This is a genomic window from Ensifer sp. EB106-05-01-XG146, assembly GCF_058791875.1.
In genome coordinates this window covers 4,063,774-4,088,397 of sequence record NZ_JBYTDX010000001.1, presented here as the reverse complement: position 1 = coordinate 4,088,397, position 24,624 = coordinate 4,063,774, and the positions used below count along the sequence as shown (strand labels likewise).

The window sequence follows — 24,624 nt, the reverse complement described above, 5'->3', positions numbered from 1 at the left end:
CGGGACGATTCCGCCACGAGGAGGAAACAGATTATGAGCCAGAAGACCGTGCGCCTGACCGTGGCCCAGGCCGTGGCGCGGTTCCTGACCCGCCAGATGACCGTCATCGAAGGCAAGAAGGTGCCGATCTTCGGCGGCGTCTTCGCCATCTTCGGCCATGGCAACGTCGCCGGCGTCGGCGAAGCGCTGCACGCGATCAAGGACACTCTACCGACCTATCGCGCCCAGAACGAACAGGGCATGGCGAATGCGGCGATCGCCTTTGCCAAGGCGAGCTTCCGCCGCCGCTTCATGGCCTGCACCACCTCGATCGGCCCCGGCGCGCTCAACATGGTGACCTCGGCAGCACTCGCCCATGTCAACCGCCTGCCGGTCCTCTTCCTGCCCGGCGATGTGTTCGCCAACCGCCGCCCCGATCCGGTGCTGCAGCAGGTGGAAAGCTTCGGCGACGGCACGATCTCGGCGAACGACTGCTTCCGCCCGGTCTCGCGCTACTTCGACCGCATCAGCCGGCCCGAACAGATCATCCCGGCGCTGCGCCGCGCCATGCAGGTCCTGACGGATCCGGCCGATTGCGGCCCGGTAACGCTGTCGCTCTGCCAGGATGTCCAGGCGGAAGCCTACGACTACCCCGAAAACTTCTTCGACGAGAAGGTCTGGGTGCCGCGCCGCGTCGAGCCGGATCTCGACGAACTGGCGACGGCGATCGCGGCGCTGAAGGAAGCAAAGAAGCCGATCATCATCGCCGGCGGCGGCGTGCTCTATTCCGAAGCGAGCAAGGAGCTCGGCGATTTCGCCGAACGCCACGGCATCCCCGTGGTCGAGACGCAGGCCGGCAAGTCGGCGCTGCCGCATTCGCATTCGCTCAACATGGGCTCGGTCGGTGTGACCGGCACCACCGCCTCCAACGCGCTTGCCGAGGATGCCGACGTGGTTCTCGCCGTCGGCTCGCGCCTGCAGGACTTCACAACCGGCTCCTGGGCGCTCTTCAAGAACGAGGGCCTGAAGATCATCGGCCTCAACGTTCAGCCTTTCGACGCCGGCAAACACAACGGCCTGCCGCTGATCGCAGACGCCCGCGCCGGTCTCAACCGCATCTCCGGCGGTCTTGGCGGCCACAAGGCCGATCCGAGCTGGACCGCGAAGGCCAAGGCCGGCAAGGCGGAATGGCTGGCGGCGGCCGACAAGGCGACGGCCACGACCAATGCCGCCCTCCCCTCCGACGCGCAGGTGATCGGCGCCGTGCAGCGCGCCCGCGGCGGTAAGAACACGACGCTCGTCTGCGCCGCCGGCGGTCTACCCGGTGAGTTGCACAAGCTCTGGCAGGCGGAAGAGCCCGGCGGCTACCACATGGAATACGGCTTCTCGACCATGGGTTACGAAGTTGCCGGCGGTCTCGGCGTCAAGCTCGCCAAGCCCGAGAGCGACGTGATCGTCATGGTCGGTGACGGCAGCTACATGATGCTGAATTCGGAGATCGCCTCTTCGATCATGCTTGGCGCCAAGTTCACGATCGTGCTGCTCGACAATGCCGGCTACGGCTGCATCAACCGGCTGCAGATGGGTACCGGTGGCGCCAACTTCAACAATCTCTTGAAGGACACCCATCACGTCGAACTGCCGCAGATCGACTTCGCGGCGCATGCCGGCGCGATGGGCGCCGTCACCCGCAAGGTCGGCTCGATCTCCGAGCTCGAAGCAGCGCTCAAGGAGACCGCGAGCGAGACGCGCACGACCGTGATCGTCATCGACACCGATCCGCTAATCACGACCGAGGCCGGCGGCCACTGGTGGGATGTCGCAGTGCCCGAGGTCTCGGGCCGCGCCCAGGTCAACGCGGCGCGCGAGGGTTATGAGAAGGCGCTCGCCGCACAGCGCTTCGGCTAAGATTGCCCTTTCGGCGCCCGCGTTTTCGCGCGGGCGCTTTTCCCGTTTATGCTCACAAAACATCCGCCTTCCGCGGATGGCATCAGAAAGTGAAAGACATGATCCGCTACGGAACTAACCCGATCGCCTGGAGCAACGACGACGATCATTCGATCGGCGCGCATTTGACGCTCGAGGACTGCCTGTCCGATTGCCAGAAGATCGGCTTCGACGGCATCGAGAAGGGCCACAAGATGCCGTCCGATCCGGAAGCACTGAAGCAGAAGCTCGGCTCCTACGATCTCGTATTCGTCTCCGGCTGGCACTCGACCAACCTGCTCACCCATGACGTCGAGGCCGAGAAGAAGGCGATCCAGCCGCATCTCGACCTCCTGAAGCACAATGGCTGCAAGGTGGCAATCGTCTGCGAAACCTCGAACGCCATCCATGGCGACGACGGAAAGTCGGTCGCCAACGACAAGCCGGTGCTGCCGGCCGACCAGTGGAAGAAGTTCGGCGCCGACCTCGAAGCGATCGCGCAATATTGTGCCGACCAGGGCATCGACCTCGTCTACCATCACCACATGGGCACGATCGTCCAGACCGGCGAGGAAATCGATCTCCTGATGCAGAACACCGGCCCGGCGACCAAGTTGCTGCTCGACACCGGGCACGCCTGGTTCGGCGGTTCCGATCCGGCCGAGGTCGCGAAGAAATACATGCACCGCGTGCGCCACATCCATTGCAAGAACGTGCGTCCCGCTGTCCGCAAGGTCGTCGAGGGCGAAGGCCTCTCCTTCCTCGAAGGCGTGCGCCGTGGCGTCTTCACGGTTCCCGGCGACAGCGAAGGCGGCGTCGACTTCCTGCCCGTACTGAAGATCGCCGCCGAGCACGATTATTCCGGCTGGCTGGTGATCGAGGCGGAACAGGATTCGGCCGTGCGCAACCCTTTCGAATACCAGTCACTTGGGTTGAAATCGCTGAAGGCCTTCGCCAAGGAAGCCGGGCTCGACAAGTAAGCCGTCACTTTCGGTCGCCGGACTTCACGGGGCGTGCCCCTCATCCGCGCGGTGAGGGAGGCCCTCATCCGGCTGCCGCCACCTTCTCCCCGCCGGCGGGGTGAAGGGATAGGCCGCGCCCTCCGGTCCCTCGCGACGTAGAGGTGGGGAGCGCGACGCAAACTCCGAAAATCCCCTCTCCCCGTAAGCGGGGAGAGGGCTAGGGTGAGGGGCAGGCCAACCATTCGGCGCGGCTCCAGAAAAAGTATCAGGGAGATCGACATGTCCAAGCTACTCGTCAAACCGAAGGCCAAATCGGGCCTCATGCAAAACGTGACGCCGGAGAGCGCCGGCTGGACCTATGTCGGCTTCGCGCTGGAACGGCTGAAAGCGGGCGAGACGACCGAGGGCGAGACCGGCGACAAGGAAATCTGCCTGGTGCTCGTGTCCGGCAAGGCGAAGGTCGCCGTCGACGGCGAAAGCCTCGGCGAGCTCGGCGAGCGCATGACCCCCTTCGAGGGCCAGCCCTATGCCGTCTACGTGCCGAAGGGCAGCCGCTGGCAAGCAACGGCCACCTCCGACCTCGACCTTGCCATCTGCTCGGCCCCGGGCGGCGACGGCTTCAAGGCGAAGGTGATCGCACCGGGCACCCATCCGCAGATGACCCGCGGCAAGGGTACCAACACCCGCTACGTCACCAACATCATGCCGGAAGATGACGGCTCGGCGCAGTCGCTGCTCGTCGTCGAGGTGATCACGCCCGGTGGCCATACTTCCTCCTACCCCCCGCACAAGCACGACCAGGACGACCTGCCGGCCGAGAGCTATCTGGAAGAGACCTATTACCACCGGCTGAACCCGCCCCAGGGCTTTGCGATGCAACGCGTCTATACCGACGATCGCTCGCTCGACGAGACCATGGCAGTCGAGGACGGCGACGTGACGCTGGTGCCGAGGGGCTATCATCCGGTCGCTGCCGTGCACGGCTACGACGTCTATTATCTCAACGTCATGGCCGGACCGAAGCGCATCTGGAAGTTCCACAACGCCCGCGAACACGAGTGGCTGTTTACCGGCGTGTAAGCGGCGAACCAAACGGTGGCACTCCACCGCTCTCCGTCCATGCCGAACGGCGGGGCGAGACGCTGCGATCCTTGAGCCCGATCGCCCAATGAGGCTTCGGGCGGATGAGAGTGGCATAGCCTTTCGCCCGGACCGCCCTAGCTTTCCCGCTTTCAGGGAGGGCTCCATGCATATCGACGGGCAATGCCACTGCGGCTTCGTCACCTACGAGGCGGAGATCGACCCGGCCGATGTCGGGATCTGCCATTGCACCGATTGCCAGCAACTGACGGGATCGGCCTACCGCGTCACCGCCGGCACGGAACGGGAGAACTTTCGGCTGACCGGCGGCGAACCGAAGCTCTATGTGAAGATCGGCGCAAACGGGCGGCAGCGGCTGCAGTTCTTCTGCCCGAACTGCGGCTCGCCGATCTATACGACCGGCACCGACGAGGACGCGCTGGAGGTTGGCATCCGGGTGGGAACGATCAACCAGCGCCGGCAGCTCAGACCGCGGTCGCAGATCTGGTGTTCCTCGGCGTTGCCCTGGATCGGCGACGTCAGGAAGCTGCCGGGCCGCGATCGCGACGAGGCGCCTCACGCTTAGCCATCTCGGCCTGAACCATCATGCGGCGACGAGCAGACGATCCTTGAGCGGCGCCCATGCTTCGCCGATCACGACCGATGCCGGCGTCGCCGTCATCTGCGATGGGCGCGCCTGCGGATTGACAGCAAGATAAGTCTTCACCAGATGATAGCCGATCGTGTAGCCGGCCCAGCGCGGCAGAGACCGATCGGTGCCAAAGAACCAGCCTGCGTGATCATAGGTCTCGGCCCAAAGCTCTCGTTCGGCGCGCTCCAACAAGCTTTCCCAATCCGCGGCGTTGAGCGCATGATTCCACACATGGCCGTCGCCGCCGTTGATCTCGGCATCGAAAGCATCGGCCAGCCCCTCGCTGACCAGCGCTTCGCCGAGCTTGGAACCATAGCCGCAGGTCGCGTGGCGAAAGGAATGATGCAGTTCGTGCGTCAGCAATTTGCGCACTTCTCCCGCACTAAGGCTCGCCTCGAAATTCTCGTTGCCGGGATCGACCGTGAAGACGACCAGCGCCCTGCGGTAGCAGGCGCCCGCAACACCGAGTTCGGGGATCGTCTCGCCCGCACGATACTCGACGAGGACATCGATGGGGGCGGCGCTGTCCGAGGCAGAAACCGCCGCGCCGACACGCTCGGCGGTTTCCCGCACGGCCTCCCGTATTCGTTCGTGCCACGGCGCCAGAGATCCGTCCGCTTCGAGAAAGTGAACACGAAGATCCAGCATTTCGACCATCTCCTATTGTCTCAGCCGCCTGGAACCGCAACGTAAGGATGCGGCCGGTGATTGCAACGCCGGAAAGATGAAAGTTTCTGCGACCCACCGATGTCAGCCGGAGCAGGAGGCGTCATGAGGCGTCATTGCGATGGCCGGATGCGGCGCCTCGGTGTACAAGACAAAGCTGGAGAACGGAGCAGGCGCGCGGGATGGCGAAGGGCAAGATCAGGATGCTGCGCAGTGCCGCCGCGGGCATAGACGCTGTCGAGGCCGAAACGCGCCAGTCCTTCGCCCGCCACACGCACGATCAGTTTGGCATCGGTCTCATCTATGAGGGCGCGCAGAAGTCGCTCAGCGGCCGCGGCATTGTCGAAGCCGGCGCCGGCGACATGATCACCGTCAACCCCGGCGAGGTGCATGACGGAACGCCGATCGGTGATGCCGGCCGCGCCTGGCGCATGCTCTACTTCGATCCCTCGGTCATCGCGACTGCCGCCGAGGATATCAGCCAGGGCCGCGCGCATTCCGGCGAGTTCACTGCACCCGCGTTCCACGACCGGGAGGTCGCAGATCACTTTCGGGCACTGTTTGCGGCCATCACCGATCCGACGGCCATGGGCGACGCCATCCGGCACGAGGAGCAGCTCCTGCCGCTGCTTGCAGGCGTTCTTGCAACCGGCAGGCGACACCATCGTGAACGGCCGGCAACAGTCGCGGCGGCCAAGACGATGATCGACGACGATCCGACGGCCGCGATCACGCTCGCCGATCTCGCCGCCGAAGCCGGGCTCAGCCGCTTTCAACTGGTGCGCAATTTCGCAAGTGCGGTCGGCCTGACGCCGCATGCCTATATCGTCCAGCGCCGCATCGATCTCGCCCGCCGCCTGATCGGTGGGGGCATGCCGCTGGCGGAGGCCGCGTTCGCGGCCGGCTTCGCCGACCAGAGCCACATGACCCGCGTCTTCGTCAGCAAATATGGCCTCTCGCCGGGCATCTATGCCGGGGCCAAAAAGTAGCGCCCGCAATTCCGTTCAAGACCCGAGCCCTCCCCCGGAGCATTGCTGCATCGGCTGCACAGCGACAAGCGCGGCGAAGCAACGGAGAACGGACATGTCGGGAAAATTTCAAGGCTATCTCTATCTGTCGCTGGCGATGATCCTCGTCGGTAGCACGGTGATCGCCAGCAAGATCATCGCGACGGGCCTGCCACCGTTCACGGCCACCGCGCTGCGCTTCGCCGTCGCCTTCCCGCTCTTCCTGCTGTTGATGTGGCTCACCAGGACGTCATGGCCGAAACTTAAGGGCCGCGACTGGCTTCTCCTCATCGCCCAAGCCGGCGCTGGCAGCGTCGGCTATACGACGCTTTTGATCGCGGGCCTCAGCCTGACCTCGGCAACCGATGCCGGCGTGGTGATCGGTACGCTGCCGGTGGTTTCCGCCGCCATCGCTATCCTTCTTCTCGGCGAGCGCCCGGACCGCAAAGTGCTTGCGGCGATCGCACTTGCCGCAGCCGGCGTGCTGACCATCGTCTTCAAGCCCGGCGAAGGCGGCACCCATTCGCCGCTCGGCATCGCCCTCATCTTTGGCGCCGTCATATGCGAAGGCCTGTTCATCCTTCTCAACAAGCGCGTGAAGACGGAGATCTCGCCGCTGGCTCTTTCGACGCTGATGGCCGGCCTCGGCTTCGCGGTCGCCATCATCCCTGCGCTCTTCGAGACGCATGCGACGGCCGAGATCGACAGGGGCGCAATCGTTGCGGTTCTCTACTACGCCCTCATCCCGACCGTTGCCGGCTTCCTGCTCTGGTATGCGGGATCGGCCAAAGTAAGCGGCACCGAGGCCTCCGTCTTCACGGCGCTGGCGCCCGTTTCAGCCGTCGCCTTCGCCTTTCTCCTGCTCGACGAGCCGGTCGGCGCCCCTCAATTGCTTGGGATCGGCTGCGTGCTCGCCGCCGTCCTCGGCCTGACCCTACCCCAGATCCTCGCCGGCCGAAGGACGGCACGCGCCTTTCCGGTCGCGGAGGTTTGAACCAGAATGAACGCATCCAATTCGAGGACTTCCATGCACTTCCAGCACGCAGACGACATCTGGCGCGATTTCCCGGAGCTGAGCGCCGGCGCGCTTTTCATCGATGGCATAAATGGCGGCGTCTCGGTCGAGGACCATGTTCGCCAGTTCCAGGCGAGCGCAAATGATCGTCTCGGCGCGGGTTCGGAAAGCGACCTGCCCGAGATCCAGGCGTGGCGCCGGACCTTTGCCAAGATGGGATTGAAGCCGACACAATACCGCTCGGCAGCCGAAGCCTTGCTCCGCCGCTTCCGCAAGGAAGGCGACCTGCCCTCGATCCATCCGCTGATCGATCTTTGCAACGCCGCTTCGCTCGCCTTCGCCATTCCGATCGCCGTCTTCGACCTCTCCCACGTCAGCGGTTTTCTGCACGTCCGCCGGGCGGCCGGCAGCGAACGCTATCTGACGTTCTCAGGAGAAACGGAGAGCCCCGAACCAGGCGAAGTGATCTTCGCCGATGCCGAGGGGCGGGCGCATGCCCGGCGCTGGACCAACCGGCAGAGCGGTCTTTCGGCCATCCGGCCGCAGACGACGCATGCGCTGATCGTGGCGGAAGCGCTGCACAAGACGGCATGCGAGGACACCGAACGCCTGCTCACGGCACTTTCGCAGGCAATCGAACAGACCTGGGGCGCTCGCCCGAGCATGGCCATGCTCGATCGTTCGTCGCCGCGTTTCGATTTTTCGGTTTAGGGATTTCGTTCGGAAAACGGCGCTTGGGCGCCGCGAGACCGGCCGATGCCTAGGCACCGGCCGGACACAGGACAATCAGGCCGCCTTGGCGACGTGATATTCCTTGATCGCGACCATCTTGATCGCCGGATAGCGCTCGGCTTCGTAGCGCAGCGAGAAGCTGTCCTGCGCCAGGAACACCGGGTCGCCGTCGAGATCGCGGGCGATGTCGCCGCGGCGCGCGGTGACGAACTTGTCGAGTTCGGCCGGCTGATCGGACGAAATCCAGCGGCAAACGGAAAAGCGCGACATTTCGAAGGAGACCGGCAGGCCGTATTCGGCGCTGAGGCGCTCCTTCAACACGTCGAGCTGCAGCGCGCCGACGACGCCGACGATCGCCGGCGAGCCGTCTTCCGGCGAGAAGAGCTGCACGACGCCTTCTTCCGCCATCTGCTGCAGCGCCTCTTTCAGCTTCTTCGCCTTCATCGCATCCTCGAGCCGCACGCGGCGCAGGATTTCCGGCGAGAAGTTCGGCACGCCCTGGAACACCAGCGGCTCACCCTCCGTCAGCGTGTCGCCGATACGGAGCGTGCCGTGGTTCGGGATGCCGACGACGTCGCCGGCGTAAGCCGTGTCGGCGAGCTGGCGCTGCGAGGCGAAGAAGAACTGCGGGGCGCTGAGGCCAAGCTGCTTGCCGGTGCGCGACAGGCGTGCCTTCATGCCGCGCTCGAGCTTGCCGGAGCAGACGCGGGCAAAGGCGATGCGGTCGCGATGGTTCGGGTCCATGTTGGCCTGGATCTTGAAGACGAAGGCCGTCATCTTGTCGTCGGTCGCATGCACCGTGCGGATATCCGCGACCTGGTCGCGCGGCGGCGGGGCGATGTCGCCAAGCGCATTGATGAGATCGCGCACACCGAAGTTGCGCAGCGCCGAGCCGAAAAAGACCGGGGTCAGGTGGCCTTCGAGGAAGGCCTTCTTGTCGAAGGGCTTGCAGGCCTCGATCGCCAGCATCAGCTCTTCGGTAAAGGCGTCGCGCTCGTTTTCCGGCAGGCGATGGGAGGCCATTTCCGGGCCGTTGACCTTGGTCGGGATTTCCTGCGTGTCCGAACCGCGCACGGTGTTGTCGGCGAGGTTGTAGGACCCGCAGAAAGTCTTCGAGCGGCCGATCGGCCAGGTCACCGGCGCGCAGTCGAGCGCCAGCTTCTCCTCGACCTCATCCAGGATCTCGAAGGGATCGCGGCTCTCGCGGTCCATCTTGTTGACGAAGGTGATGATCGGGATGTCGCGCATGCGGCAGACTTCGAAGAGCTTTAGCGTGCGCGGTTCGATACCCTTGGCGGCGTCGATGACCATGACGGCCGCATCCACCGCCGTCAGCGTGCGATAGGTGTCATCGGCGAAGTCTTCGTGACCGGGCGTATCAAGAATGTTGAAGACGTTGCCGCCATACTCGAAGGTCATCACCGAGGTGACGACCGAGATGCCGCGCTCGCGCTCGATCTTCATCCAGTCCGAACGGGTCTGGATGCGGTCCTTCTTGGCCTTGACCTCACCGGCGAGCTGGATGGCACCGCCGAACAGCAGCAACTTTTCCGTGAGCGTGGTCTTACCGGCGTCCGGGTGGGCGATAATCGCAAATGTGCGGCGGCGGGAGACCGCCTCGGCGAGAGTTTCAGCCATGTCGTAAAATCCTGTGAGTTGCCGCGTCCTTTACAGGCTCGGCCCCGATTATGCAATTGACCGAGGCGCCCGTGGCCCGGCTTATGCGGGCATGAGCACGCACACTTCCCTATCCCGCCCGACCCTCAACCTCGTTCGTCTGCCGCACGGCGAAGGCCTGGAGCTTCCGGCCTACGAGACCGCAGGCGCCGCCGGCATGGATTTGCGCGCGGGCGTCCCCGCCGATCGACCGCTGATGCTCACCCCCGGCAAGCGCGCCCTCGTTCCGACCGGCTTCATTTTCGAAGTGCCCGCCGGCTACGAGGCGCAGATCCGCCCGCGCTCCGGCCTCGCCTTCAAGCACGGCATCACCTGCCTCAACACGCCCGGTACGATCGACAGCGACTATCGCGGTGAAGTGAAGGTGCTGCTCGTCAATCTCGGCGACGAGGAGTTCATCATCGAGCGCGGCATGCGCATCGCCCAGATGGTGATCGCACCGGTCACGCAGGTCACGGTTCGCGAGGCCGACGGCGCAAGCGAGACGGCACGCGGCGCCGGCGGCTTCGGCTCGACCGGCGTCTGATCGAGCGACGGCTACCGCTTCGCACTTTTCCCGGAATTGGCTTTTAGGCCGTAATCCCGAACGGAAAACCGCTATGCACTTTTCCTGGGATTGCTCTCGCATGCGCAATTCCGGACGGAAAACCGCTTCGCACTCTTCCTGGGATTGCTTTAAATCAAAGGCGGCAGGCGGCGCTTGACCGGTGTCGACTTGACAATCGAGGTGTTGGTCTGCGCCTTCTCGGCGATCCGGTCGAGGATCGTGTCGAGCTGCGCCATGTCACGCACGTAGAGCTTGGCGATGAAGCAGTCGTCGCCTGTAACCTTGTCGCATTCGACGAATTCCGGCGTTTCCTGGATCAGCCTCTCGACGATGTGCAGCATGCCCGGCATCGGCCGCACGCGGATGACCGCCTGCAGCGGGTAGCCGACTTTGGCGGGGTTGAGGGCGATGGTGAAACCGTCGAGGACACCGCGCTCTTCCAGCTTGCGGAGCCTATCCGCAGCGCTCGGCGAGGAGAGCCCAGCCTCCTGCGCGAGCTCCTTCAGCGACACCCGGGCATTGGCGGCCAGTATGTCGAGGATTCGTCGGTCAATCTCGTCCAGCATCACGACACCATAAGTCACAACAACAAACAGAACTTCGATAATTAGGCAACCTAGCACAATTGCCTTCGTTAATCTATGGGAAAGGCCATGAGCACCGGCTATTCTGCGATCACCAATAGGAGCAGAAATCATGAATACCGAGCTCAAACGCGGCAGCATCGAGATGACGGCAGCGATGCTGATATCCGGCACCATCGGCTGGTTCGTGCTGATGTCGGGGCAGCCGGTGACGAGCGTGGTGTTCTGGCGCTGCGTCTTCGGGGCCATAACGCTCGTTGCCATTGCCTGGGCGCTCGGACTTCTCGACCGTCGCCACTTCAGCCGACGGATGCTGCTGCTTTCGGTCATCGGCGGCATCGCGATCGTGGTCAACTGGCTGCTGCTTTTCGCCGCCTATTCCCACGCATCGATCTCGATCGCGACGATGGTCTACAACACCCAGCCCTTCATGCTCTTGGGCCTCGGCGCCGTGTTCCTCGGCGAAAAGATCACCGTCACCAAGATCTTCTGGCTCCTGGTGTCGTTTGCCGGCATGCTCGCGATCATTTCGGCCAAGCCTGGCCAAGGCTTCGCGCCTGAAGATTATCTGATCGGCGTGGCCCTTTCGATCGGCGCTGCCTTCTTCTACGCGATCGCGGCGATTGCGACCAAGCTGCTCAAGGGCACGCCGCCGCATCTGATTGCGCTGATCCAGGTGATCACCGGCACCGTGATGCTGGCACCGATGGCGCTTGCCGCACCCGCCCCGTCAGGTGCAACGCAATGGTCGATCGTCCTGACCCTCGGCGTCATCCACACCGGGCTGATGTATGTGATGCTCTACGGCGCGATCCAGCGGCTGCCGACGCACATGACCGGGGCGCTTTCCTTCATCTATCCGATTGCCGCCATTGTGGTGGACCGCCTCGCCTTCGGGCACCAGTTGCAGCCGATCCAGATCGCCGGCTCCGTCGCGATCCTCGTTGCCGCCGCCGGCATGACTCTCGGCTGGAAACTTCGCCTTCCCTCTTCTATCAAGAAGCGGGAACGCGAAGGGAGAACTGCATGATCACCTGCTACCTGAAATACATTATCGACCCTTACAAGGCGGCCGAGTTCGAACATTACGCCAAGCTCTGGATCCCGCTCGTCAATCGGCTGGGCGGCACGCATCACGGCTACTTCCTGCCGCATGAAGGGGCGAACAACATCGCCCTGGCGCTCTTCAGCTTTCCGACCCTTGCCCACTATGAAAACTACCGCCGGGAAATGGCCGCGGATCCGGAATGCCAGGACGCCTTCGCCTATGCCGAGAAGACGCGCTGCATCCTCAGCTACGAGCGCAGCTTCATGCGGCCGGTTTTCGAGTAAGCCAGCTCCGGAGTTGAGGGCGGCGTCGGCAAGCGCGCGTTAGCGCCGCGCTTCCGAAGCCATGCTCAGCGCGAAGCCGAAGAGCGCCGTCCCCATCGCCCAGCGCTGCACCACCATGAACAACGGCCGCCCGGCAAGAAAAGCGGCGATGCCGCTGGCGGCGAGCGCGATCATGGCGTTGACGGTGACGCTGGTCGCGATCTGGATCGAGCCGAAGACCAGCGACTGGCCGAGCACGTTGCCGAGCTCCGGCCGGATGAACTGCGGCAGCAACGAGAGATAGAGCACCGCTACCTTGGGATTGAGCAGGCTGGTCAGGAAGCCCATGACGAACAGCTTCTTCGGCCCATCCTTCGGCAGGTTCTTGACCTGAAAGGGCGAGCGTCCACCGGGCCTGACCGCCTGCCAGGCGAGATAGAGAAGGTAGGCTGCACCGGCGATGCGAAGCGCATCATAGGCGAGGGGCACGGCCAGAAGCAGCGCTGTGATACCGAATGCCGCCGAGACCATATAGACGACGAAGCCGAGCGCCACGCCGCCGAGCGAAATCAAGCCGGCGCCCGGCCCCTGGCTGATCGAGCGCGAGATCAAGTAGATCATGTTCGGGCCTGGCGTCAGCACCATGCCAAGGGCCAGGAGGGCAAAGCCGATCATATCCTTCAACTCGGGCATGGAGAGGCGCCTTTCGCTCGTTTTCGCCAAGCTCTACGCATTTCGCACCAGCGGACAACGCCAGACTTGTCACCCGGTCAATTTCTTCAGCGGACGCCCGCCGGTCGCAGTTCGGTGATTTCCTTTTTCAGTCGCTTGAGGTAGAAATCGGCATCATCTTCGGAAGGACGTTCCATGACGCTCGCGGCCCTCATCGCCTATAGCGGCGCGCTCTTCATCGCCGCGGCCATTCCAGGCCCCGGCGTGACGGCGCTGGTTGCGCGCGCGCTCGGCTCCGGTTTCCGCGAGACCTTCTTCATGGGCCTCGGCATCGCGCTCGGCGACATGATCTATCTAACCGCGGTCATCCTCGGGCTGGCGCTGATTGCCCAGACCTTCACCACAGCCTTCCTGGTGGTGAAGTTTGCCGGCGTCCTCTACCTCGGCTACATCGCGTGGAAGCTGTGGAGCGCAGGGCTGCTGCCGGAGGACATCAAGGCGAAGCCGTCGACGAGTGCGGCCATGTCCTTTCTGTCCGGCCTGCTGATCACGCTCGGCAATCCGAAGACGATGCTGTTTTACGTGGCGCTCGTGCCGACGCTGATCGACATTCGGGCGATCGGACCCGGCGACTACGGCCTGCTCCTGACAGCCACCTTTCTGGTGCTCTTGAGCGTTCTCGTACCCTATATGGTGCTCGCCTCGCGTGCGCGTCTGCTGCTCAAGCAACCGAAGGCCCTGAAAGCGCTGAACCGGGTTGCGGCCAGCGTGCTTGCCGGCACGGCGGCCTATATCGCCGTTCGCGCCAGCTGAAAAAACTTTTCCCGAACAACGACTTCGCCAGTGGTTTTTCCTTCGGCGGATCGCTGCGCGGTGTTTGTCGTTCTGGAATTGCGCGATCATTGTTCCTATTCTCATAGCTCGACAATTTACGCCCAAGGGAGAAACCCATGTCCGACACACGCAAGCCCGGCCGCGGCCGCGTCTACTCCTCGATCACGGAAACGATCGGCGACACGCCCATCGTGCGGCTGGACAAGCTTGCCAAGGAAAAGGGCGTCAAGGCGAACCTGCTCGCCAAGCTCGAATTCTTCAACCCGATCGCCTCGGTCAAGGACCGTATCGGTGTGGCGATGATCGAGAGCCTGGAAGCGCAGGGCAAGATTACGCCCGGCCGCACGACGCTGGTGGAGCCGACCTCCGGCAATACCGGCATCGCGCTCGCCTTCGTCGCGGCCGCCAAGGGCTACAAGCTGATCCTGACGATGCCAGAGACCATGTCGGTCGAGCGGCGCAAGATGCTGGCGCTGCTCGGCGCCGAGCTGGTGCTGACCGAGGGCGCCAAGGGCATGAAGGGCGCGATCGCCAAGGCGCAGGAACTGGTCGAGACACTGCCGGACGCCATCATCCCACAGCAGTTCGAAAACCCGGCCAACCCGGAAATTCACCGCAAGACGACGGCCGAAGAAATCTGGAACGACACGGACGGCGCTGTCGACATTTTCGTCTCCGGCATCGGCACCGGCGGCACGATTACCGGCGCCGGCCAGGTGCTGAAGGCGCGCAAGCCTTCGATCAAGGTAATCGCCGTCGAGCCGGAGGAATCTCCGGTTCTGTCCGGTGGCAATCCCGGGCCGCACAAGATCCAGGGCATCGGCGCAGGCTTTGCGCCGGCGATCCTCGACACCACGGTCTATGACGAGATCGTCACGGTCAACAGCGCGGAAGCGATCGAGGCCGCCCGCCTTGTCGCCAAGCTCGAAGGCGTGCCGGTCGGCATCTCCGCCGGTGCAGCTCTAACCGCGGCAATCGAGGTCGGCCAGCGCGAGGAAAATGCCGGCAAGACCATCGTCGTCATCATCCCTTCCTTTGCCGAACGCTACCTCTCGACGGTGCTGTTCGATGGCCTGGGCGGCTGATCAGGCTGGGATAACTTCTGATCGGAAAGGGCGCCCACGAGGCGCCCTTTTCTTTCCAGGCACGCCGCTATGCGGCGACGGGCAAGCGTTCCCCGGCGATCCGATAGGAAATCGCCTCGGCGAGATGGATTCGGCCGACCGTCGACGCACCATCGAGGTCCGCAAGAGTGCGCGCCACCTTCAGCACCCGGTGATAGCCGCGGGCGGAGAATTTCATCTTTTCGGCGGCGTCCCGGAGAAGCTGCAGGCCGGCCGCATCGGGTGCTGCGATCTTCTCGATCATCGAGGTCGACGCGCGGGCATTGCTTGTCAGCTCTGGATGTCCGAGGGCGGCGAAACGATCGATCTGCAGCGCCCGGGCACGGGCGACGCGACGGGCAACGACCTCACTGCTTTCGGCTGCGGCCGGCTTCAGGAGATCGGCGGCGCTGACGGCCGGCACGTCGATGCGGATATCGATGCGGTCCATCAGCGGACCAGAAATGCGCGCCTGATAGTCGGACATGCAGCGCGGTCCACGGGCGCAGCTGCGGCCGGGTTCGCCGGCCATGCCGCAGCGGCAGGGGTTCATGGCCGCGACAAGCTGGATCGCGGCGGGATAGCTGACGCGGTGGTTGGCGCGGGCGATGATGCATTCGGCGGTTTCAAGCGGCTGGCGCAGCGCGTCGAGCACCTGCGGCGAGAATTCCGGAAACTCGTCGAGGAACAGTACGCCGTTGTGCGCAAGCGAGGCTTCGCCAGGCTTGGCGCGCAAGCCGCCACCGACCATGGCGGCCATCGTCGCGGAATGATGCGGCGTGCGGAACGGCCGTCGGTCCGAGAGCTTGCCGCCTGGAAGCTGCCCGGCGATCGAATGGATCATCGACACTTCGAGGAGCTCGGCCGGGTTGAGCGGCGGCAGGATCGACGGCAGGCGGGCAGCGAGCATCGACTTGCCCGAGCCGGGCGGGCCGACCATCAGCAGATTGTGGTTGCCGGCGGCCGCCACTTCGAGCGCCCGCTTGGCGCTTTCCTGACCCTTGATATCGGCGAGATCGGGCAGGTTAGATGCGCCTGAGCGGATCGCGGCCTCGGGTCGCGAAAGCACCTGCGTACCGCGGAAATGGTTGGCGATTGCGATCAGGCTGCGGGGCGCCAGAATGTCGATCTCGGCCCCGGCCCAGGCCGCCTCGGGTCCGCTTTCGGCCGGGCAGATCAGCCCCTTGCCGAGCGCATTGGCACCGATCGCGGCGGGAAGCGCGCCGGCAACGGCAGCAATGGTGCCATCGAGATTGAGCTCACCGATCACCACATAAGGCGCCAACGCATCGCCGGGAATGGCGCCGAGGGCTGCCATCAGGCCGAGTGCGATCGCCAGGTCGAAGTGGCTGCCTTCCTTGGGAAGGTCAGCGGGCGCAAGATTGACGGTCACGCGCTTGGCCGGCAGCGCCAGACCTGAAGCATGAAGGGCGGCCTGCACCCGCTCGCGGCTTTCGGCGACGGCCTTGTCCGGCAGGCCGACGATCTGCATGCCGACCTTGCCCGGCGCGACCATCACCTGCACATCGACAGGCAGACCCTCGATACCCTGAAATGCGACCGTGCTGACGCGCGCGACCATGCTTGCCCCCTCGCCCAGGCAGCCCAGTTATCGGGCGCCACAACCGCCCAGGGTTGCAGGCAGAAGCCTTGCACGGATCGCGCACAAAAACAAGAACAATAACGGAACATTTGAGGAGACGCGGGCCTGTACCTGGGACGTTTCGGCAAACGGCCGCAGGCGGAGGCCCGCGGCAAGCGCCATCGACCCGAGATGGATCCTAGGCCGAGATCTTGATCAGGCGCTTGCGCTCGATCGCATCCCAGAGCAGGCTCGCGACATCGGCGCCGCCGAACTTCTTCACTTCGCGGATGCCGGTCGGCGATGTCACGTTGATCTCGGTCATGTAGTCGCCGATAACGTCGATGCCGACGAAGAGGAAGCCGCGCTCCTTCAGCGCCGGCGCGATGCGGGTGCAGATTTCCTTCTCACGCGCCGTCAGTTCGGTCGGCTCAGGCCGGCCGCCAGCATGCATGTTGGAGCGGGCGTCGTGGTCTGCCGGAACGCGGTTGATGGCGCCGACCGGCTCGCCGTCGACGAGCAGGATGCGCTTGTCGCCCTTGCGCACCGCCGGCAGGTATTCCTGGGCGATGAAGGGCTCGCGGAACATCTGGCCGAACATTTCGAGCAGAGAGGACATGTTGCGGTCATCGCGGGTCGAGTGGAACACGCCGGCGCCGCCGTTGCCGTAGAGCGGCTTCAGGATGATGTCGCCCATTTCCTGGCGGAAGCTGGCGATCTCAGCGGGGTCGCGGGTGATCAGCGTCTTCGGCATCAGGTCGGCGAATTCGGTGACGAAGATCTTCTCCGGCGAATTGCGCACCCAGGCGGGATCATTGACGACGAGCGTCTTCGGATGCAGGCGTTCCAAAAGGTGCGTCGAGGTAATGTAGGCCATGTCGAAGGGCGGATCCTGGCGCAGCAGGATGACGTCCATGGTCGAAAGATCCACGCGCTCGGCTTCGCCAAGCGTGAAGTGGTCGCCCTTGACGTCGCGCAGCGTCATCGGCTGCACGCTCGCATAGACCTTGCCGTCGCGCAGCGACAGCTTTTCCGGCGTATAGTGGAAGAGGCGATAGCCGCGCGACTGTGCCTCGAGGCTCATGGCGAAGGTGGAGTCACCCGCAATGTTGATGCCCGACACATGGTCCATCTGGACCCCGACATTGACGATTTTCGCCATCTACCCATTCCCTCATGGATCACGGATAGCCGTGATCGATTTCAAACCGCCGGAGCGAATGAGGACGGGAAAACCGCTGCCCTCTGCCGCACTGGCAAAGCCCTCGACATGTAGAATGCGGGCGGGCCTTAGGCAAGGAGAGGCGAGCCTATTCGAAGCCTTCGATCACGCAGGTGATGAGATCGTGATCCGAAAGCGGCCGGCCGGTTTCGTCAAGCGAAGGAATGATCGTGGTCTCGCCGATCTTCAGCCCGCGCGACAGGAACCAGTCGAGCTTCATCGCCCGCTCTGGCCAGCGGGTGATCAGGCTCGGCCGCGTGGTCATCACGTCGAGCGGCCCACCATGGCGGGTAAAGCCCCTGATGGCGCTCATGGCAAACAGCCCTTCGGCCTCGAAATCGCCGCCGGCATGGTTGCCGGTGTTGAGATCGCCACCGATCATCACCGGCAGGCCGGGGAAAGTCTCGTCGAGTGCATCGATCAATTCCTTGACCTGGCGCTCTCGGTAGACGGCAGTCGTCGCACTCTCGAGATGGGTGGAGACGGCGACGAAGGGTCCGGCTTCCGTCTCGATGACGGCGCCGATCGCACAGCGCTCGCCAAGGCGCGGCTGCTCGCCATCGGTGAACCAGAGGCGTTCGCCCCATAGGCGCAACATGAAGGGCCGGGAGAACGGCACCGCAGCCATCACCGCATTGCCATGGAACCCCTTGGCGTTGAATTCGTCCTCGCAGAATTCGCGCTCCGTATCGGAGCCGAGCCCCATCTCGATGAACTCGATGCCATACGCATAGTGCATGCCGAGTGTTTCGGCGACTTCGGCGGTCGGGTGACGCTGGCCGGTGCGGGCCATGCCGTTGTCCATCTCTGAAAGAAGGACGACCGGCGCGTTTGTCGCGGCGAGATGGGCGGCGCTTTCGGCCGGAAACAGGCAGCGCTCCAGGTTCCAGGCAGCAACGGTGAACGGGAAGGCGAGCGGCGTATCGGAGGCCGGTGTGCCGCCGACCTCCACGCTGTTCATCTCCGGCCGTGCGGCCATGGCTGCGTCATGGGCGGCAATGGTGCGCACGATCTCGGCAAAGCTGGCGCGGGTTTCAAGCGAAGGAACGGCAAGCTGCTCGACGGTCTTGGAGATCACGATGCGGTCTCCAGGCGTGGCGCTGCAACCGGCGCTTCATTGGCAAACGACGTGCCGCGCTCCAGCCGCTTGCCGGTCTCGGTCGAGAAGAAGTGCAGACGGTCGACGGCGATCGTCACTGCAAGATCACCCGAAAGTGGCGTCTCCGGAGACAGCGCGATGGTGAGCGCCTGGCTCTCGATGGTGCCGTGCACGAGCCGCTGCGCGCCCAGTTCCTCGACATAGTCGACCTGGAACAGCATGGCGTCCTCGCCGACGCCGGCGAGCTTGAGATCTTCGGCGCGAAGCCCAACCGTGACCGGGCCTTCGACCGGCGCACGGTCGCCAAGCGCGATCCTGTAGAGACCGATCTGCAGGTTGCCGCCTTCGATCTCACCCTTGATCAGGTTCATCGCCGGCGAGCCGATGAAGCTGGCGACGAAGGTTGAGGCCGGGCGGTGATAGACGTCGAGCGGACGGCCGATCTGTTCGATGCGACCGCCATTCAGCACCACCAGACGGTCGGCAAGGGTCATCGCCTCGAGCTGGTCGTGGGTGACGTAGAGCGAGGTCGTACCGAGGCGCTTCTGCAGGCGTTTGATCTCGCCGCGCATGGAGACGCGCAGCTTGGCGTCGAGATTGGAGAGCGGCTCGTCGAAGAGGAAGGCCGCCGGCTTGCGCACGATGGCGCGGCCCATGGCGACGCGCTGGCGCTGGCCGCCCGAGAGCGCACGGGGCTTGCGGGTAAGATAGGGCTCGATCTCCAGCATGCGAGCGGCTTCGGCGACACGGGCGTCGATCTCGGCCTTCGGCGTCTTGCGGTTCTTCAGGCCGTAAGCGAGGTTTTCGTAGACGGTCATGTGCGGATAGAGCGCGTAGTTCTGGAAGACCATGGCGATGTCGCGCTCGGCCGGATCGACCTCGTTGATCACGCGTGAGCCGATCGTCACCGTGCCCTTCGAAATCGTCTCCAGCCCCGCGACCATGCGCAGAAGCGTGGACTTGCCGCAGCCGGACGGGCCGACCAGCACGATAAATTCGCCGTCCTCGATATCGATCGAGACGGATTTCACCGCCTCGACATTGCCGTGATAGATCTTCGAGACCTCGGCGATGGTAATGGCCGCCATGGCTGCCTCCGTAAGATTGATGTCGTTTCAGGAGCGGGCGGGACTTTTGTCCCGCCACGACCCCGTTTACTTGTCGCTTTCCGTCAGGCCCTTGATGAACCAGCGCTGGAAGATCACGACGATCATGACCGGCGGCAGCATGGCGAGAATCGCCAGCGCAAAGGCCTCGTTATAGTCGGGGATGTTCGAGCCGACCCAGACGAGCAGGATCTGCTTGATGCCGCGCACCAGGGTGAAGAAGCCTTCGTCGGTGGTCATCAGGGTGGGCCAGAGATACTGGTTCCAACCGTAGACGAACATGATGATGAAGATCGCCGCCATCATCGTGCGCGAGAGCGGCACCAGTACGTCGATGAAGAACTTGAAGGGGCCGGCGCCGTCGATGCGCGCGGCCTCCAGCAACTCGTCCGGCACCGACTTGAAGAACTGCCGGAAGTAGAAGGTGCCCGTCGCCGAGGCGAGAAGCGGCACGATCAGGCCGGTATAGGTGTTGGTCAGCTTCAGCGTGTTCATCACTTCATAGGAAGGAAGGATGCGCACTTCGAGTGGCAGAAGCAGGGTGGTGAAGATCACCCAGAAGAAGAAGGTCGCGAGCGGAAAGCGGAAATAGACGAGCGCATAGGCCGCCAGCATCGACAGCACGATCTTGCCGACGGCGAAACCCAGGCCGAGGATCATTGAGTTCAGCATCATGTTGAAGCCGGTGATCTTGCCGGTGAAGCCGCCCTCGCGCGTCAGTACCGTCTGGTAGGTCTCGACGAAATGGCCGCCCCAGCTGAGGCTGAGACCGTTGCGGTGAATGTCGGCCGCCTCGTGCGTCGAGGTCATGAAGGCGACGACGACGGGCGCCACCATGATGAAGACGCCGAAGAGCAGGACGATGTGGTCGAAAATCTTGGTGCGATACATCGGCCCCACCTCAGTTGTAATGCACGCGCCGCTCGATGAAGCGGAACTGGAAGATGGTGAGCACGAAGACGATCAGCATCAGGATCACTGACTGGGCCGAGGAGCCGCCGAGATCGTTGCCGCGGAAACCGTCCATGGAGACCTTGTAGACAAGGGTGATCGGGTTGTTGGCAGCCTTGTCCTTCACCATCACGTCGATGACCCCGAAAGTGTCGAACAGCGCATAGGTGACGTTAATGATCAGAAGGAAGAAGGCGGTCGGCGCGAGCAGCGGCAGGATCACCGTCCAGAAACGGCGGAAGCCGGAGCGGCAGTCGATCGCCGCAGCTTCCCGCACCGAGACCGGAATGCCCTGGAGCCCTGAGAGGAAGAAGATGAAATTGTAGGGGATCTGTTTCCAGACCGAGACGACCACCATGGAAAAGGCGGTGTCGAAGTAGTTCAGACCAACCTTGATGTCCCAGCCGAACCAGCGCGCAAGCTCGACGATCGGGCCGATATGCTGGTCGAAGAACATCATGCCGATGAGGCCTGCGACCGGCGGGGCAATGGCATAGACCCAGATCAGCAGCGTCTTATAGGCGGCGTTGCCGCGGATGACGCCATCGGCCTTGACGGCGAGCAGCAGCCCGATCGACAGCGCAAAGAAGGTGACCAGCGCCGTGAAAACGGCGGTGAAACGGGCAATGCCGAGATATTCGCCTGATTTCAGCACGTCGGCATAATTGGTCATCCCGACGAAGGTCGAGCCGAAACCGAAGGGGTCTTCAAGATAGAACGACGACTGGATCGCCTGAACCGACGGCCAGTAGAAGAAGATGAAGATGATCGCGAGCTGCGGCGCGAGGAAGAGGTATGGCAGGAACGGCGAGGAGAACTGCACGCGCTTTGCAGCGCTTTCGCCTCCGCTATTCGACTGGCCACCGAAAATCCGGAAGGCGCCGAAGCGACGCCCCCCGGTCTTTGTTCCGGTCCCTCCCCGCGCTGCGGGGAGGAGATCTGTCGCGGTCGACATCGAGCTCAGCCGGCCGTCTTGGCGAAACGGGCGAGCAGCTCGTTGCCTTCCTTCTCGATCGTGTCGAACGCGTCCTTGACGGTTGTTTCGCCCGAGAAGATGCGGCCGTATTCGCGTTCCATGATTTCACGGATCTGCGGGTAGAAGCCGAGGCGGTAGCCCTTCGACCAGTCGCCGGCCGGCAGCATCAGCTGCTTGATGCCGACTTCGGCAACCGGCTTTTCCTTGTAGTAACCATCCTTCTGGGCAAGCTCGTAGGCTGCCTTGGTGATGGCCACATAGCCGGTGGCCTTGTGGTAGAAGTACTGGATCTCAGGCGAGGTCAGGAACTGGAAGAAGTCGGCAACGCACTTGTTTTCTTCATCCGTCTTGCCGGACATGGCAAAGAGTGCCGCGCCGCCGATGAAGGAGTTGGTGCCGGCGCCCTTGATCGAGCCCCAATAGGGCAGGAAGGTTGCCGAGAACGGCATCTGCGCCGTCTTCTGCAGGCCGCCGAACGAACCCGACGAACCGATCCAGAACGCAGCCTTGCCTTCTTCGAAGACCTTCTGGTTGTCGTTCCAACCGGCGCCGTAGAAGGCGAAGTAGCCTTCATCCTTCCAGGCCTTCAGCTTGTCGAACATCATGACGAGGTTCGGGTCGGTGACCTTCAGCTCAGTGTCGACGACGGCGTCGTAACCGTTGTTGTTGGTGGCGAACTGGATGTTGTTGCGGGAGAAGAAGTTCTCCGTGAACTGCCAGGTGAGCTGCGACTGGACGAGCGGGATGTAACCGGCTTCCTTCAGCTTCGGGGCGACGGCCTCGAACTCTTCCCAGGTCTTCGGCGCTTCGACGCCGGCCTTCTTCAGGGCCTCGTCGTTGATGTACATGATCGGCGCGGAGGAATTGAACGGCATGCCGACGAACTTGCCTTCGCTGTCGGCGTAGAAGTAGCGCACGCCATCGATGAAGGCGTTGCGGTCGAAGTTGTGACCAGCCTTGATGATCAGGTCTTCGGCCGGGATGACCGCGCCCTTGGCGTTGATGATCGTGGCGGCACCGGCGTCGAAGACCTGCAGGATGTTCGGCTGTTCACCCGAGCGGAAAGCGGCGATACCGGAAGCGAGCGCTTCCTCGTAGGTGCCCTTGGAAACCGGGGTCAGCGCGCAGGCGCTCTGGGCTTCATTGAACTTCTTGGAAACTTCATTGATGACTTCGCCATTGCGGCCGGCCATGCCGTGCCACCAGGTAATGTTGGTCGCGGCAAGCGACGAGGTCGCGGAAAATGCAAGGGTAAGGGCTGCGAGCGTAAACTTCTTGAACATGACTAATCCTCTCCACCGGGTTGCGGATGGCAGTGGACTAGTGACCTTCAATGACAGGCCCGTAACGCTTTTATGTCGGAACGATTACAAATTCGAGAATATGTTCCAACGAGGAGCACCCGCGGAACAACGCAATCATTTTCCTTCATTATGCGCCGATTCAGAACGCATCCGGCAGGTGCCGCGGCCAGCCCCAAGGGGTCACGGTGACGATGTCGTAGCGCACGGAAAGCCTGCTGAAATCCGGCTGTTTCGCCAGCCAGAGATCGCTCGCGGCACGGATACGCCTCTGCGCTGTCGCCGTCACGGCGAAGACGCCGTCTTCGGCCGAGCGACGGGCCTTGACCTCGACGCAGGCGATGAGATCGCCGCGCCTTGCGATGATGTCGATCTCGCCAAGCTTGGTGCGATGGCGCATGGCGACGATGCGGTAGCCCTTGAGCAGAAGGCAAAGCGCGGCACGGTATTCGGCGAGATGCCCTCGCCTCAGCGCCTTCAGCTTCCGCTTGTCGCCACCATCAGTCGTCATGGCGCTCCTTCAACTGCAGCAGCCGGTCATAGAGTTCCTTGCGCGGCAGGCCCGTCTGGCGGGCGGCTTCGGTTGCCGCCTTGCCGGTCGGCATGTCGGCGACCAGGCTTTGCAGCAGCGCGTCGACGTCGGCCGCTTCCGGTTCGGGCGCGGCATCGGGAGGGCCTATGACGAGCACGATCTCGCCCTTGACCGGCCCCGCCTGTTCATAATGAGCTGCAAGCTCGCCGAGCGTGCCGCGGCGAAATTCCTCGAAGGTCTTGGTCAATTCGCGGCAGACGGACGCCCGCCTGCCCTCCCCCAAAACGTCGGCCGCCGCCGCAACCGTCGCAGCGATCCGGTGCGGCGATTCGAAGAACAGGATGGTTGCCGGCACGGTGGCGAGTTCCCTGAGGCGATCGCGTTTGGCCTTGTCCTTGGTCGGCAGGAAACCGGCAAAGAGGAAAGCATCGTTCGGCAGGCCGGACCCGACGAGGGCTGCAAGCGGCGCCGAGGCGCCGGGAATCGGCACGACGCGATGTCCGGCCTCGATCGCAAGCTGCCCCAGGCGGTAGCCGGGGTCGGAGACCAGTGGCGTGCCGGCATCAGAGACTAGTGCCACCGAACGCCCTTCGGCGAGCGCTGCCAGCAGCCGCGGACCGGCCTCGTCGGCATTGTGCTCGTGGTAGGCGTAGGGCCGATTGGTGATGCCGTAGCGATCAAGCAGAACACGGGTGACCCGCGTGTCCTCACAGGCAAGCACATCGGCGCCGGCCAATGTTTCCAGCGCGCGCAGCGTGATATCGCCGAGATTGCCGATCGGGGTTGCCACCAGATAGAGCGCGGCATCAAGGGGGCGGGCCGGAACGCTCACATTGTGCAGCCGGTAGCTGCGCTCCCTCTGTCCGCCGGCCGGTTCCGCTGTCTTTTGCTTTTCCACCTGTAACGTCCTGATCGTGCTTACCGATGTGTCTGTCCGGTCTTTATGAGTGAGCCACCATGGCAGAGCAAGGGCAAGACGACGGGCCCACGTGCCGCATCTGGGGACAGAAGCCCTCAAACCCCTTGCTTTCCGGGCGCTCTTTCTGCCATTTTGCCGGTCCACATCTATCCGGTCGGTCGGCCGGGGCACTCGCAGTTGACGCTCAGG

At 63.6% G+C, this 24,624-nt stretch carries 25 protein-coding genes; 12 read left to right on the top strand and 13 right to left on the bottom strand.

The annotated features are described in order from the left end of the window. Positions 1–33: 33 nt before the first annotated feature. The 4 genes from iolD (at position 34) to AC3WVQ_RS20130 (ending at position 4,533) form a co-directional block, all read left to right on the top strand. On the top strand, positions 34–1,887 hold the full coding sequence (gene iolD / locus AC3WVQ_RS20145; protein WP_110818546.1) for a 3D-(3,5/4)-trihydroxycyclohexane-1,2-dione acylhydrolase (decyclizing): 1,854 nt from the start codon (positions 34–36) through the stop codon (positions 1,885–1,887). Between the two features lie 98 nt (positions 1,888–1,985). Further along, positions 1,986–2,885, top strand: a complete 900-nt coding sequence (gene iolE, locus AC3WVQ_RS20140) for a myo-inosose-2 dehydratase (RefSeq protein ID WP_034797543.1) — start codon at positions 1,986–1,988, stop codon at positions 2,883–2,885. Positions 2,886–3,146: 261 nt separating this feature from the next. Continuing rightward, positions 3,147–3,947, top strand: a complete 801-nt coding sequence (gene iolB, locus AC3WVQ_RS20135) for a 5-deoxy-glucuronate isomerase (RefSeq protein ID WP_060580637.1) — start codon at positions 3,147–3,149, stop codon at positions 3,945–3,947. A gap of 166 nt (positions 3,948–4,113) precedes the next feature. Further along, entirely contained in the window at positions 4,114–4,533 is a 420-nt protein-coding gene (locus AC3WVQ_RS20130) for a GFA family protein (RefSeq protein ID WP_060580636.1), read from the top strand. Between the two features lie 18 nt (positions 4,534–4,551). Here the strand turns inward: AC3WVQ_RS20130 and AC3WVQ_RS20125 are convergent, their stop codons facing one another. Beyond that, on the bottom strand, positions 4,552–5,247 hold the full coding sequence (locus AC3WVQ_RS20125) for a DUF2268 domain-containing putative Zn-dependent protease (RefSeq protein WP_162731845.1): 696 nt from the start codon (positions 5,245–5,247) through the stop codon (positions 4,552–4,554). A 200-nt stretch (positions 5,248–5,447) separates the two neighbouring features. On the opposite strand from AC3WVQ_RS20125, the gene AC3WVQ_RS20120 reads away from it, so the two are divergent. From AC3WVQ_RS20120 to AC3WVQ_RS20110, 3 genes are all read left to right on the top strand, one after another. Continuing rightward, complete coding sequence (locus AC3WVQ_RS20120) at positions 5,448–6,254, top strand: AraC family transcriptional regulator (RefSeq protein WP_492382915.1); 807 nt, start codon at positions 5,448–5,450, stop codon at positions 6,252–6,254. A 94-nt stretch (positions 6,255–6,348) separates the two neighbouring features. Next, entirely contained in the window at positions 6,349–7,266 is a 918-nt protein-coding gene (locus tag AC3WVQ_RS20115) for a DMT family transporter (protein WP_060608358.1), read from the top strand. Positions 7,267–7,299: 33 nt separating this feature from the next. Continuing rightward, positions 7,300–7,998: a B3/B4 domain-containing protein gene (locus tag AC3WVQ_RS20110; protein WP_060580632.1), complete on the top strand. Its 699-nt coding sequence runs from the start codon at positions 7,300–7,302 to the stop codon at positions 7,996–7,998. A 75-nt stretch (positions 7,999–8,073) separates the two neighbouring features. Here AC3WVQ_RS20110 and AC3WVQ_RS20105 read toward each other — a convergent pair whose 3' ends face one another. After that, positions 8,074–9,657: a peptide chain release factor 3 gene (locus tag AC3WVQ_RS20105; protein ID WP_034797554.1), complete on the bottom strand. Its 1,584-nt coding sequence runs from the start codon at positions 9,655–9,657 to the stop codon at positions 8,074–8,076. Positions 9,658–9,748: 91 nt separating this feature from the next. On the opposite strand from AC3WVQ_RS20105, the gene dut reads away from it, so the two are divergent. Then, positions 9,749–10,222: a dUTP diphosphatase gene (gene dut, locus AC3WVQ_RS20100; RefSeq protein WP_034797555.1), complete on the top strand. Its 474-nt coding sequence runs from the start codon at positions 9,749–9,751 to the stop codon at positions 10,220–10,222. 149 nt (positions 10,223–10,371) lie between these two features. Here dut and AC3WVQ_RS20095 read toward each other — a convergent pair whose 3' ends face one another. After that, the gene (locus tag AC3WVQ_RS20095; protein WP_060519687.1) at positions 10,372–10,809 is read right to left on the bottom strand and encodes an Lrp/AsnC family transcriptional regulator; all 438 of its coding nucleotides are present in this window, start codon (positions 10,807–10,809) and stop codon (positions 10,372–10,374) included. A 130-nt stretch (positions 10,810–10,939) separates the two neighbouring features. Here AC3WVQ_RS20095 and AC3WVQ_RS20090 point away from each other — a divergent pair, with 130 nt between their 5' ends. Together AC3WVQ_RS20090 and AC3WVQ_RS20085 are read left to right on the top strand one after the other, a co-directional pair. Further along, the gene (locus AC3WVQ_RS20090) at positions 10,940–11,857 is read left to right on the top strand and encodes a DMT family transporter (RefSeq protein WP_060519685.1); all 918 of its coding nucleotides are present in this window, start codon (positions 10,940–10,942) and stop codon (positions 11,855–11,857) included. Beyond that, a complete protein-coding gene (locus tag AC3WVQ_RS20085; protein WP_090300993.1) occupies positions 11,854–12,159 on the top strand; it encodes an NIPSNAP family protein in 306 nt (101 codons plus the stop codon). Before AC3WVQ_RS20090 ends, AC3WVQ_RS20085 begins: the two co-directional genes overlap by 4 nt. 39 nt (positions 12,160–12,198) lie before the next feature. Here the strand turns inward: AC3WVQ_RS20085 and AC3WVQ_RS20080 are convergent, their stop codons facing one another. Further along, positions 12,199–12,831, bottom strand: a complete 633-nt coding sequence (locus AC3WVQ_RS20080) for a LysE family translocator (protein ID WP_060519681.1) — start codon at positions 12,829–12,831, stop codon at positions 12,199–12,201. 174 nt (positions 12,832–13,005) lie between these two features. Here AC3WVQ_RS20080 and AC3WVQ_RS20075 point away from each other — a divergent pair, with 174 nt between their 5' ends. Further along, positions 13,006–13,623: a LysE family translocator gene (locus AC3WVQ_RS20075; protein WP_090300995.1), complete on the top strand. Its 618-nt coding sequence runs from the start codon at positions 13,006–13,008 to the stop codon at positions 13,621–13,623. 137 nt (positions 13,624–13,760) lie between these two features. Next, the gene (cysK, locus tag AC3WVQ_RS20070) at positions 13,761–14,729 is read left to right on the top strand and encodes a cysteine synthase A (protein ID WP_034797566.1); all 969 of its coding nucleotides are present in this window, start codon (positions 13,761–13,763) and stop codon (positions 14,727–14,729) included. 67 nt (positions 14,730–14,796) lie between these two features. On the opposite strand, the gene AC3WVQ_RS20065 is transcribed toward cysK, so the two are convergent. The 9 genes from AC3WVQ_RS20065 to rsmI all read right to left on the bottom strand — a co-directional run bounded on the left by AC3WVQ_RS20065 (position 14,797) and on the right by rsmI (position 24,414). Beyond that, positions 14,797–16,329, bottom strand: coding sequence for a YifB family Mg chelatase-like AAA ATPase (locus AC3WVQ_RS20065; RefSeq protein ID WP_110818549.1), 1,533 nt, complete (start codon positions 16,327–16,329; stop codon positions 14,797–14,799). Between the two features lie 199 nt (positions 16,330–16,528). After that, entirely contained in the window at positions 16,529–17,491 is a 963-nt protein-coding gene (gshB, locus tag AC3WVQ_RS20060; protein ID WP_090296334.1) for a glutathione synthase, read from the bottom strand. A 148-nt stretch (positions 17,492–17,639) separates the two neighbouring features. Continuing rightward, positions 17,640–18,629, bottom strand: coding sequence for an exonuclease/endonuclease/phosphatase family protein (locus AC3WVQ_RS20055; protein ID WP_162731846.1), 990 nt, complete (start codon positions 18,627–18,629; stop codon positions 17,640–17,642). Further along, positions 18,626–19,738: a sn-glycerol-3-phosphate import ATP-binding protein UgpC gene (locus AC3WVQ_RS20050; RefSeq protein ID WP_060580627.1), complete on the bottom strand. Its 1,113-nt coding sequence runs from the start codon at positions 19,736–19,738 to the stop codon at positions 18,626–18,628. Before AC3WVQ_RS20050 ends, AC3WVQ_RS20055 begins: the two co-directional genes overlap by 4 nt. A gap of 66 nt (positions 19,739–19,804) precedes the next feature. Then, positions 19,805–20,647, bottom strand: coding sequence for a sn-glycerol-3-phosphate ABC transporter permease UgpE (ugpE, locus tag AC3WVQ_RS20045; RefSeq protein WP_090296332.1), 843 nt, complete (start codon positions 20,645–20,647; stop codon positions 19,805–19,807). 10 nt (positions 20,648–20,657) lie between these two features. Further along, positions 20,658–21,662, bottom strand: a complete 1,005-nt coding sequence (locus tag AC3WVQ_RS20040) for an ABC transporter permease subunit (RefSeq protein ID WP_492382914.1) — start codon at positions 21,660–21,662, stop codon at positions 20,658–20,660. Between the two features lie 5 nt (positions 21,663–21,667). Continuing rightward, complete coding sequence (locus tag AC3WVQ_RS20035) at positions 21,668–22,966, bottom strand: extracellular solute-binding protein (RefSeq protein WP_029742937.1); 1,299 nt, start codon at positions 22,964–22,966, stop codon at positions 21,668–21,670. A gap of 160 nt (positions 22,967–23,126) precedes the next feature. After that, a complete protein-coding gene (locus AC3WVQ_RS20030; RefSeq protein WP_090296329.1) occupies positions 23,127–23,495 on the bottom strand; it encodes a YraN family protein in 369 nt (122 codons plus the stop codon). After that, positions 23,485–24,414, bottom strand: a complete 930-nt coding sequence (rsmI, locus tag AC3WVQ_RS20025; protein WP_110818550.1) for a 16S rRNA (cytidine(1402)-2'-O)-methyltransferase — start codon at positions 24,412–24,414, stop codon at positions 23,485–23,487. The genes AC3WVQ_RS20030 and rsmI overlap by 11 nt, the downstream gene beginning before the upstream one ends. Positions 24,415–24,624 lie beyond the last annotated feature (210 nt).